We start from the raw sequence: 10,752 nt of genomic DNA, 5'->3' as shown, positions 1-10,752 counted from the left end.
GCGCGTTGCCCACCCCCTCCCCGCAGACCGCCGGACGGCGTCCAGTAAGGTTTGGCCCGCATAAACATCCAAACCCCTGCCCGACGCAGGGCGTGCGACCGACCAGCGAGAAGGCCGCAGCCAACCGCGCGGGCGAGACTCTCGGGAAGGCGCTACGTGAGTCCCAACGGCTCCGACCGCTCGCCGCGGCGCCCGATGCGGCGGAAGCTGCTGCAGGCACTGACTGCGGGCCTGGTCCTGGCGACCGCCACCGGTTGCACATACAAGGACTTCCCCCGCCTTGGAATGCCCACCCCGACCACGGAAGAGGCTCCCCGGATCCTCTCCTTGTGGCAGGGTTCCTGGGCAGCCGCGCTCGCCGTCGGCGTGCTGGTGTGGGGCCTGATCCTGTGGAGTGCTTTCTTCCACCGGCGCAGCCGCACCAAGGTCGAGGTTCCCCCGCAGACCCGGTACAACATGCCCATCGAGGCGCTGTACACGGTCGTGCCGCTGATCATCGTCTCGGTGCTGTTCTACTTCACCGCCCGCGACGAGACGAAGCTCCTCGACACCTCCAAGAAGCCCGACGTCACGGTCAACGTGGTCGGCTTCCAGTGGAGCTGGTGCTTCAACTACATCACGAACGTCCCCGGTTCCACCGGTGACGCGAAGACCGACAAGAACCTGGACGCCATCCCGAAGAAGTGGAAGGACCAGTTCCCCGCGAACTCGGGCGGCGCCTACACCTGCGGTACCCCCGGTGAGCGGAACCCGCAGACCGGCAACCCCGGACCGACCCTCTGGCTCCCCGAGGGCAAGACGGTCCGCTTCATCCTCACCTCGCGTGACGTCATCCACTCCTTCTGGGTGGTGCCGTTCCTGATGAAGCAGGACGTCATCCCGGGCCACACCAATGTCTTCCAGGTGACCCCGAACCACGAGGGCACCTTCATGGGCAAGTGCGCCGAACTCTGCGGCGTCGACCACTCTCGGATGCTCTTCAACGTGAAGGTCGTCTCTCAGGAGCGCTACGAGGAACACCTCAAGCAGCTCGCGGAGAACGGTCAGACCGGTTACGTCCCGGCCGGTATTGAGCAGACGAGCAACGAGAAGAACCGGGAGACGACCCAACTGTGAGCATCCTCAACGAATCTCAGGGTGCCGCCGCCGAAGGCTCGTACGAGAACGAGTTGCCCGTACGGCGCAGGCAGCCCGGCAACGTCGTGGTCAAGTGGCTGACCACGACGGACCACAAGACGATCGGCACCCTGTATCTGGTGACGTCGTTCGCGTTCTTCTGCATCGGTGGCGTGATGGCGCTCTTCATGCGCGCCGAGCTGGCCCGTCCGGGCACGCAGCTGATGTCGAACGAACAGTTCAACCAGGCGTTCACGATGCACGGCACGATCATGCTGCTGATGTTCGCGACGCCGCTGTTCGCCGGCTTCACGAACTGGATCATGCCGCTCCAGATCGGCGCGCCGGACGTGGCCTTCCCCCGGCTGAACATGTTCGCCTACTGGCTGTACCTGTTCGGCTCGCTCATCGCGGTGGGTGGCTTCCTCACCCCGCAGGGCGCGGCCGACTTCGGCTGGTTCGCCTACAGCCCGCTCTCGGACGCGGTCCGCTCGCCGGGCATCGGCGCCGACATGTGGATCATGGGTCTGGCCTTCTCCGGCTTCGGCACCATCCTTGGCGCGGTCAACTTCATCACCACCATCATCTGCATGCGCGCACCCGGTATGACCATGTTCCGCATGCCGATCTTCGTGTGGAACGTGCTGCTGACCGCGGTCCTGGTCCTGCTCGCCTTCCCCGTCCTCGCGGCGGCGCTGTTCGCCCTGGAGGCGGACCGCAAGTTCGGCGCCCACGTCTTCGACGCGGCCAACGGCGGCGCCCTACTGTGGCAACACCTCTTCTGGTTCTTCGGCCATCCAGAGGTGTACATCATCGCGTTGCCGTTCTTCGGCATCATCAGTGAGGTCATCCCGGTCTTCTCCCGCAAGCCGATGTTCGGCTACATGGGTCTGATCGGCGCGACCATCGCCATCGCGGGTCTGTCCGTGACGGTGTGGGCGCACCACATGTACGTCACCGGCGGTGTGCTCCTGCCGTTCTTCTCCTTCATGACCTTCCTGATCGCGGTGCCCACCGGTGTGAAGTTCTTCAACTGGATCGGCACCATGTGGAAGGGCTCGCTGTCCTTCGAGACACCGATGCTCTGGGCCGTCGGCTTCCTGATCACCTTCACCTTCGGTGGTCTGACCGGCGTCATCCTGGCCTCGCCCCCGATGGACTTCCACGTCTCCGACTCGTACTTCGTCGTGGCGCACTTCCACTACGTGGTGTTCGGCACCGTCGTCTTCGCGATGTTCTCCGGCTTCCACTTCTGGTGGCCGAAGTGGACGGGCAAGATGCTGGACGAGCGTCTGGGCAAGGTCACCTTCTGGACGCTGTTCGTCGGGTTCCACGGCACGTTCCTCGTCCAGCACTGGCTGGGTGCCGAGGGCATGCCGCGCCGCTACGCGGACTACCTGGCGGCCGACGGCTTCACCGCGCTGAACACGATCTCCACGATCAGCTCCTTCGTGCTCGGCGCGTCGATCCTGCCGTTCTTCTACAACGTCTGGAAGACCGCCAAGTACGGCAAGAAGGTCGAGGTCGACGACCCGTGGGGTTACGGCCGTTCGCTCGAATGGGCGACCTCCTGCCCGCCGCCGCGGCACAACTTCCTCACCCTGCCGCGGATCCGCAGCGAATCCCCGGCGTTCGACCTGCACCACCCCGAGATCGCCGCGCTGGAACAGCTCGGCCACGGCGGCCCGGCTTCCGCTGAGCTCGCGGGCAGCGGCAAGGAGGCCGGCAAGTGAAGATCCAGGGCAAGATGTTCATCTGGCTCAGCGTCTTCGTCCTGGCCATGGCGATCGTCTATGGCTACTGGTCGAAGGAGCCGGCCGGCACCACGGCGCTCTTCCTCGCCTTCGGCCTGTGCGTCATGATCGGCTACTACCTGGCCTTCACGGCCCGGCGGGTCGACGCGGGCGCGCAGGACAACAAGGAGGCCGATGTCGCGGACGACGCCGGCGAGGTGGGCTTCTTCAGCCCGCACAGCTGGCAGCCGCTCGCCCTCGGCATCGGTGGCGCGCTCGCCTTCATGGGCGTTGTTTTCGGCTGGTGGCTGCTGTACTTCTCGGCCCCGATCATCATGATCGGCCTGTGGGGCTGGGTCTTCGAGTACTACCGTGGTGAGAACCAGAACCAGTAACACGCGCTGAGCGCCAAGGGAGCCCGGACACTCCGCAAGGAGGCCCGGGCTCCCTCGTTTGCCACGCGAAATTCCCTCGTACGGCCCACTCGCCGCGCCACCACCGGGGGTCGTTCCTAGCGTGATGGCCATGAGCCACACTCCGCGAAACCGCACGGTCGCCCGGCGCACACTGCCGGCACTCACCCTCGGCATAGCCGTCGCCGCCTGCTCAGGCGGCAACCCGCTCTCCGCCGACCCGTACGACGCGGCGGACCAGATCTCGTTCAACACACCCACCGGCGACGGCCAGAAGGCCGACCCCGCCAAGCCACTGGAGATCACCGCCGACGACGACGGGCGAATAACCGACGTCACGGCCGTGGACGCGACGGGACGCTACGTCGCGGGCGAACTCTCCGCCGACGGCAGGCGGTGGCACAGCACGTCCCCGCTCGCCGCGGGCGCCCACTACACGGTCCGTGTGAGCACCGAGGACGACGACGGCGCACCCGGCCGCAAGGTCCTCACCCTCGACACCGGCAGGCCCACCACGAAGAAGCGGCTGAACGTCACCTTCGGCCCCAAGGCGGGCACGTACGGCGTCGGCCAGCCCGTCACCGCCAAACTCAGCGCCCCGGTCAAGGACAAGGCATCCCGGGCCGTCGTGGAACGTGCCCTGAGGGTCGACTCGATGCCCGCCGTCGAGGGCGCCTGGTACTGGGTGGACGACAAGAAGCTCCACTTCCGCCCCAAGGAGTACTGGCCCGCCCACGCCACGGTTCAGGTCAGCAGCAACCTGAACGGCATCAAGATCGGTGACCGTCTCTGGGGCGGCCGGGCCAAGCCCCTGAAGCTCACCACGGCCGACAGCATCGTCGCCGTCACGGACGCCGAGGCACACCAGATGACCGTCTACAAGAACGGCGAGGTCATCAAGGAGATCCCGGTGACCACCGGCAGGCCCGGCTACGACACCCGCAACGGCGTCAAGGTCATCCTGGCCAAGGAAGGTACCGTTCGCATGACAAGCGCCAGCATCGGCGCCTCGGACTTCTACGACCTGGTCGTCCACCACTCGGTCAGGGTCACCAACAGCGGTGAGTACGTCCACGCCGCCCCCTGGTCCACCGGCTCCCAGGGCTACGCCAACGTCAGCCACGGCTGCACGGGCATGAGCACCGACAACGCGCAGTGGTTCTACGACACCGTGCGTGAGGGAGACATCGTCCAGGTCGTCAACTCGGGCGGCGACACGATGGCCGCCTTCGGCAACGGCTACGGCGACTGGAACCTGCCCTGGGACAAGTGGCGCGAGGGCAGCGCCGAACGATCCGGCACCCCGGCCCACAACGCCGAGGTCCCCCGCCTGACCCCCCAGTCGATCTGACCGGAGCCCCGCGCCCCTGAAGGGGACGCGGGGCTTTCAGGGGCGCGGGGAACTGCGCGACAAGCCACGACGAACCCGCACCGCCCCACAACAGACCGAACCGAGCTCTCAGGCGCTCAAGGCATGCCGCCGCAGCAACGCGGCCAACGCACCCGCGAACTCCACCGGCTCCACCGGCAACGTCACCGCCGCATCCGCCCGACTCCACGTAGCCAGCCACGCATCCTGAGGCCGCCCGATCAACAACAACACCGGCGGGCAGTCGAAGATCTCGTCCTTGATCTGCCGGCACACCCCCATACCCCCCATGGGCACGGCCTCACCGTCCAGGACGCAGACATCGATCCCGCCCTTGTCCAGCTCCCTGATCACGGCATCCGGAGTGGCACACTCCAGGAACTCGACCATGGGAGCGTCCGGAGCCGGCCGCCGGCCGGTGGCCAGCCGCACCTGTTCGCGGGTGTTGGAGTCGTCGCTGTAGACCAGCACCGTGGCGGTCGGCTGCATTCTTCCTCCGAGACGTCAGCGTCGTACGGACAAGCACCGTTGCGCGGATGCTACTCCCTTGAACACCACGTCAACAGCGGGTCGTACCCCCCGGACACTCCGAACGGGACCCCCCGGAGTGAGGGCGGGATAAGCGACCGACATAATGTCGGTCGTGGCGACAGCAACGACAGTAGACAAGGGTCACGCGCACCCGGCGGTCAACCGGCCGAACCTCACCAGCGTCGGAACCATCATCTGGTTGAGTTCCGAGCTGATGTTCTTCGCGGCCCTCTTCGCGATGTACTTCACCCTGCGTTCGGTTACGGGCGCCGATTTCTGGCACGAGAAGGCCAGCACCCTGAACTTCCCGTTCTCGGCGACGAACACCACGATCCTGGTGCTCTCCTCGCTCACCTGCCAGCTCGGCGTCTTCGCCGCCGAGCGCGGGGACGTGAAGAAGCTCCGGATGTGGTTCATCGTGACCTTCATCATGGGTGCGATCTTCATCGGCGGTCAGGTCTTCGAGTACACGGAGCTGGTCAAGCACGAGGGCCTCTCGCTCTCGTCCGACCCGTACGGCTCGGTGTTCTACCTGACCACCGGCTTCCACGGCCTGCACGTGACGGGCGGTCTCATCGCCTTCCTGCTGGTCCTCGGCCGTACCTACGCGGCCCGGAGGTTCACCCACGAGCAGGCGACCGCCGCCATCGTCGTGTCCTACTACTGGCACTTCGTCGATGTCGTCTGGATCGGCCTCTTCGCCACGATCTACATGATCAAGTAATCGTGCTGCCGTCCGCGGCGGACCCGTCGGCCGCGGCCAACCGATCCACACAGCCAGAAGCATCGACGCAGAAAATCCTGACACCGGGGTAATCCGTGAAAAAGCTCTCCGCACGACGACGCCATCCCCTGGCGGCGGTCGTCGTTCTATTCATCGCGCTGGCGGCCTGCGCGGGGCTGTACACCGCCTTCGCACCCGCGGACAAGGCGCAGGCCGATGAGACCTCGCAGTCCCTCGCCATCGACGAGGGCAAGAGGCTCTACGCCGTGGGCTGCGCCAGTTGCCACGGCACCGGCGGTCAGGGCACCACTGACGGGCCGAGCCTCGTGGGCGTGGGCGCCGCGGCCGTCGACTTCCAGGTCGGCACCGGCCGTATGCCGGCCCAGCAGCCGGGCGCGCAGGTCCCGAAGAAAAAGGTCATCTACTCCCAGGCGGAGATCGACCAGCTCGCGGCGTACATCGCGTCGCTCGGCGCCGGCCCGTCCATCCCGACGGAGGCGCAGTACAGCCCCCAGGGCGCGGACATCGCCAAGGGCGGCGAGCTCTTCCGCACCAACTGCGCGCAGTGCCACAACTTCACCGGCAAGGGTGGTGCGCTGTCCGAGGGCAAGTACGCGCCGACTCTTGAGGGTGTCGATCCGAAGCACATCTACGAGGCCATGCAGACCGGCCCGCAGAACATGCCGTCCTTCCCCGACACCACGATGACGGAGAAGAACAAGAAGGACATCATCGCGTACCTCGACGCGGTCAACGGCGACGAAACCGTGGAGCCCGGCGGCCTCAGCCTCGGCGGTCTCGGTCCGGTCAGCGAGGGCCTGTTCGCCTGGGTCTTCGGTCTCGGTGCGCTGATCGCCGTCGCCGTGTGGGTCGCCGCTCGGACCGCAAAGGCCAAGAAGTCATGAGTAGCCAAGACATTCCCGAAGAGAACCTGCCCGCAGAGCAGGAGCACGCACACGGTGCCGTGAGCGTCGCGGACGAGAAGAACCCGTTCGCCGACCCGGGGCTGCCGCCCCACGAGCACCGCGTCCAGGACATCGACGAGCGGGCCGCCAAGCGCTCCGAGCGCACGGTCGCCCTGCTGTTCACGGTGTCGATGCTGGCCACCGTCGGCTTCATCGCCTCGTACGTGACGATCGACGTCGCCAAGTCGATCTACGTCTTCCCGATCGGGCACATCAGCGCGCTGAACTTCGCGCTGGGCTCGTGCCTGGGCCTCGCCCTGTTCTGCATCGGCGCCGGCGCGGTCCACTGGGCCCGCACGCTGATGTCGGACGTGGAGGTCGCCGACGAGCGCCACCCGATCGAGGCCACGCCCGAGGTCAAGGCCAAGGTCATGGCCGACTTCAAGGAGGGCGCCAAGGAGTCCGCGCTCGGCCGCCGCAAGCTGATCCGCAACACGATGTTCGGCGCGCTGGCCCTGTTCCCGCTCTCCGGCGTCGTCCTGCTGCGCGACCTGGGCCCGCTGCCCGGGACCAAGCTGCGCCACACGATCTGGTCCAAGGGCAAGCTGCTCGTCAACATGAACACGAACGAGCCGCTGCGTCCCTCCGACGTCGCGGTCGGCTCGCTCACCTTCGTCAAGCCCGAGGGCCTGGAGGAGGACGACCACGAGTTCCAGACCGAGATCGCCAAGGCCGCCACGATGATCGTCCGCATCCAGCCGGACAACATCAAGGACAAGCAAGAGCTCGAGTGGTCCTACCAGGGCATCGTGGCGTACTCGAAGATCTGCACCCACGTGGGCTGCCCGATCTCCCTGTACGAGCAGCAGACGCACCACGTCCTCTGCCCCTGCCACCAGTCCACCTTCGACCTGTCCGACGGCGGCCGGGTCATCTTCGGCCCGGCCGGTCACGCCCTGCCGCAGCTGCGCATCGGTGTGAACGAGGAGGGTTACCTCGAGGCGCTCGGCGACTTCGAGGAGCCCGTCGGTCCTGCCTTCTGGGAGCGCGGATGAGCACCAACGAGAACACCACGGCCACCTCGGCCGCAGGCGCCGACCGCTCCCGCGGGAAGGCGCCCGCCGGTGAGCGGGTCGCCGACTGGGCCGACGGCCGCCTGGGGATCTACTCCCTGGCCAAGGCCAACATGCGCAAGATCTTCCCCGACCACTGGTCGTTCATGCTGGGTGAGGTCTGCCTCTACACCTTCCTGATCATCATCATCACGGGTGTCTATCTGACGCTGTTCTTCCACCCGTCGATGAACGAGGTCGAGTACCACGGCTCGTACGTCCCGCTCCAGGGACAGCTGATGTCCGAGGCGTTCAACTCGACGATGCACATCTCGTTCGACGTGCGCGGCGGTCTGCTGATCCGGCAGATCCACCACTGGGCGGCGCTGATCTTCCTCGCCGGCATGTTCGTGCACATGATGCGCGTGTTCTTCACCGGCGCGTTCCGCAAGCCGCGTGAGGTCAACTGGCTGTTCGGCTTCCTGCTGTTCGTCCTGGGCATGTTCACCGGCTTCACCGGTTACTCGCTCCCGGACGACCTGCTCTCCGGCACCGGTGTCCGCTTCATGGAGGGCGCGGTCCTGTCCGTGCCGATCGTCGGCACGTACCTCTCCTTCTTCCTCTTCGGCGGAGAGTTCCCCGGCGGCGACTTCGTGGCCCGCTTCTACTCGGTCCACATCCTGCTGCTGCCGGGCATCATGCTCGGCCTCGTGGTGGCGCACCTGATCCTGGTCTTCTACCACAAGCACACGCAGTACGCGGGCCCCGGCAAGACGAACAACAACGTCGTCGGCATGCCGCTGCTGCCGGTCTACATGGCCAAGGCCGGAGGCTTCTTCTTCCTGGTCTTCGGTGTCATCGCGATCATCTCGGCGATCGCCACGATCAACCCGATCTGGACCATGGGCCCGTACCGTCCGGACCAGGTGTCCACCGGCGCCCAGCCCGACTGGTACATGGGCTTCTCAGAGGGCCTGATCCGTGTCATGCCGGGCTGGGAGATCAACCTCTGGGGCCACACGCTCGTCCTGGGCGTGTTCATCCCGCTGGTCGTCTTCCCGCTGGTGCTGGTCGCGATCGCGGTCTACCCGTTCATCGAGTCCTGGGTCACCGGCGACAAGCGCGAGCACCACATCCTGGACCGCCCGCGCAACGCCCCGACCCGCACGGCCTTCGGTGTCGCGTGGATCACCTGGTACATGGTCCTGCTGATCGGTGGTGGAAACGACCTCTGGGCCACCCACTTCCACCTGTCGATCAACTCGATCACCTGGTTCGTCCGGATCGCGTTCTTCGTGGCCCCGGTCATCGCCTTCGTCGTCACCAAGCGCATCTGCCTCGGCCTCCAGCGCCGGGACCGCGACAAGGTGCTGCACGGCCGCGAGACGGGCATCATCAAGCGCCTGCCGCACGGTGAGTTCATCGAGGTCCACGAGCCGCTCAGCCAGGAGCAGCTGCACACGCTCACCGCGCACGAGCAGTACGTCCCGGCCCAGATCGGCCCCGCGGTCGACGAGAACGGCGTCAAGCGGAAGATCAAGGGCTCCGCGAAGCTGCGCGCCAAGCTCAGCAAGGCGTACTACGGCGAGGACAACCAGATCCCGAAGCCGACCGTCGAGGAGTACAAGGAGATCACGAGCGGCCACGGCCACCACTGATCGCTGCGCTCGCCACGCGCACCGCCGAAGGGCCCCGTCCGGTGTTCGGACGGGGCCCTTCGCCGTGCTCGTGGCTGGATAGGGTGGACCCGTCGATACTCGTATCCCGTTGTCCCTCGGCCGGTCGTGGTCCGGGACGACTCATCCATGACCCAGGAGTGGCTGATGAGCGCTGTGATCCCCGCTGGAGGCGGCACCGCGGCGGGCCGCTCATGGCCCGCCCTGCTGAACGGACTGCTGGACGGACGCGACCTGTCGGCGGACGACACCGCCTGGGCGATGGACCTGATCATGCGCGGCGAGGCGACCGACGCGCAGATCGCCGGGTTCGCGGTGGCGCTGCGGGCCAAGGGGGAGACCGTCGAGGAGATCGTCGGGCTCGTACGGACGATGTACGAGCACGCCAACCTGATCGAGGTGTCCGGGCCGACCGTCGACATCGTCGGTACGGGTGGCGACGGCGCGAAGACGGTGAACATCTCCACGATGTCGTCGATCGTCATCGCCGGTACGGGCGCGAAGGTCGTCAAGCACGGCAACCGGGCGGCGTCGTCGGCGTCGGGCGCCTCGGACGTCCTGGAGAAGCTCGGTGTCAACCTCGAACTGACCCCGCAGCGGGTGGCCGAGGTGGCGGAGGAGGCCGGGATCACCTTCTGCTTCGCGATCAAGTTCCATCCGGCGCTGCGCCACGTGGGCGCCGCGCGCGGGCAGTTGGGCATCCGTACGGTGTTCAACGCCCTCGGTCCGCTGACCAACCCCGCGAAGGTGCGGGCCCAGGCGGTCGGGGTCGCCGATCCGCGCATGGCGCCCATCGTCGCCGGTGTCTTCGCCGAACGCGGCAACTCCTCGCTGGTGTTCCGCGGCGACGACGGTCTGGACGAGCTGACGACGACGGCGACCTCCCGGGTGTGGGTGGTCCGGGACGGCAAGGTCACGGAGGAGACCTTCGACCCGCGGGACGTCGGTCTCGAACTGGTCCCCGTGGAGGCACTGCGGGGCGCCGACGCGTCGTACAACGCGGACGTGGCCCGGCGCCTGCTGAACGGGGAGGGCGGGCCGGTACGGGACGCGGTGTTGCTGAACTCGGCGGCGGCGCTGGTGGCGTTGGAACCGGGGGACGGGCCGCTGGCGGCGCAGATCCGCGCGGGTATGGATCGGGCCGCGGAGTCGATCGACTCGGGTTCGGCGAAGCGGGCGCTGGAGCGGTGGGTGACGGCGAGCAAGGTGTAGCGGTGCCCCTGAGGTTGGGCG

The 10,752-nt window shown here is 67.0% G+C and carries 10 protein-coding genes; 9 read left to right on the top strand and 1 reads right to left on the bottom strand.

The features are described 5' to 3' along the window. Window positions 1-156 precede the first annotated feature (156 nt). From ctaC to FNH08_RS32825, 4 genes are all read left to right on the top strand, one after another. Window positions 157-1,116 carry an aa3-type cytochrome oxidase subunit II gene (gene ctaC, locus FNH08_RS32840; RefSeq protein WP_322725895.1) on the top strand — a complete coding sequence of 320 codons (960 nt, stop codon included), beginning with the start codon at window positions 157-159 and terminating at the stop codon, window positions 1,114-1,116. Continuing rightward, on the top strand, window positions 1,113-2,849 hold the full coding sequence (gene ctaD, locus FNH08_RS32835) for an aa3-type cytochrome oxidase subunit I (RefSeq protein WP_322725894.1): 1,737 nt from the start codon (window positions 1,113-1,115) through the stop codon (window positions 2,847-2,849). The genes ctaC and ctaD overlap by 4 nt, the downstream gene beginning before the upstream one ends. Then, the gene (locus tag FNH08_RS32830; protein ID WP_322725893.1) at window positions 2,846-3,244 is read left to right on the top strand and encodes a cytochrome c oxidase subunit 4; all 399 of its coding nucleotides are present in this window, start codon (window positions 2,846-2,848) and stop codon (window positions 3,242-3,244) included. Before ctaD ends, FNH08_RS32830 begins: the two co-directional genes overlap by 4 nt. A 130-nt stretch (window positions 3,245-3,374) precedes the next feature. Next, complete coding sequence (locus FNH08_RS32825; protein WP_152775169.1) at window positions 3,375-4,613, top strand: L,D-transpeptidase; 1,239 nt, start codon at window positions 3,375-3,377, stop codon at window positions 4,611-4,613. Window positions 4,614-4,721: 108 nt separating this feature from the next. Here the strand turns inward: FNH08_RS32825 and FNH08_RS32820 are convergent, their stop codons facing one another. Beyond that, complete coding sequence (locus tag FNH08_RS32820; RefSeq protein ID WP_152775168.1) at window positions 4,722-5,120, bottom strand: response regulator; 399 nt, start codon at window positions 5,118-5,120, stop codon at window positions 4,722-4,724. A 145-nt stretch (window positions 5,121-5,265) separates the two neighbouring features. Between FNH08_RS32820 and ctaE the strand changes: the two genes are divergently transcribed. From ctaE to trpD, 5 genes are all read left to right on the top strand, one after another. After that, on the top strand, window positions 5,266-5,886 hold the full coding sequence (ctaE, locus tag FNH08_RS32815; RefSeq protein ID WP_152775167.1) for an aa3-type cytochrome oxidase subunit III: 621 nt from the start codon (window positions 5,266-5,268) through the stop codon (window positions 5,884-5,886). Between the two features lie 95 nt (window positions 5,887-5,981). Further along, window positions 5,982-6,791 (top strand): cytochrome bc1 complex diheme cytochrome c subunit, encoded by an 810-nt coding sequence (gene qcrC / locus FNH08_RS32810; RefSeq protein WP_322725892.1) that lies wholly within the window; start codon window positions 5,982-5,984, stop codon window positions 6,789-6,791. Then, window positions 6,788-7,846 (top strand): cytochrome bc1 complex Rieske iron-sulfur subunit, encoded by a 1,059-nt coding sequence (gene qcrA / locus FNH08_RS32805; protein WP_152775166.1) that lies wholly within the window; start codon window positions 6,788-6,790, stop codon window positions 7,844-7,846. Before qcrC ends, qcrA begins: the two co-directional genes overlap by 4 nt. Beyond that, window positions 7,843-9,501 carry a cytochrome bc1 complex cytochrome b subunit gene (gene qcrB, locus FNH08_RS32800; protein WP_152775165.1) on the top strand — a complete coding sequence of 553 codons (1,659 nt, stop codon included), beginning with the start codon at window positions 7,843-7,845 and terminating at the stop codon, window positions 9,499-9,501. The genes qcrA and qcrB overlap by 4 nt, the downstream gene beginning before the upstream one ends. Window positions 9,502-9,666: 165 nt before the next feature. Further along, window positions 9,667-10,731, top strand: a complete 1,065-nt coding sequence (gene trpD / locus FNH08_RS32795; protein ID WP_152775164.1) for an anthranilate phosphoribosyltransferase — start codon at window positions 9,667-9,669, stop codon at window positions 10,729-10,731. The last annotated feature ends 21 nt before the right edge of the window (window positions 10,732-10,752 follow it).

This window comes from Streptomyces spongiae (assembly GCF_009377185.1).
Taxonomy (GTDB): Bacteria; Actinomycetota; Actinomycetes; order Streptomycetales; family Streptomycetaceae; genus Streptomyces; species Streptomyces spongiae.
Note: the sequence above shows the minus strand (reverse complement) of the source record. Positions and strands in the feature narration are given on the sequence as shown.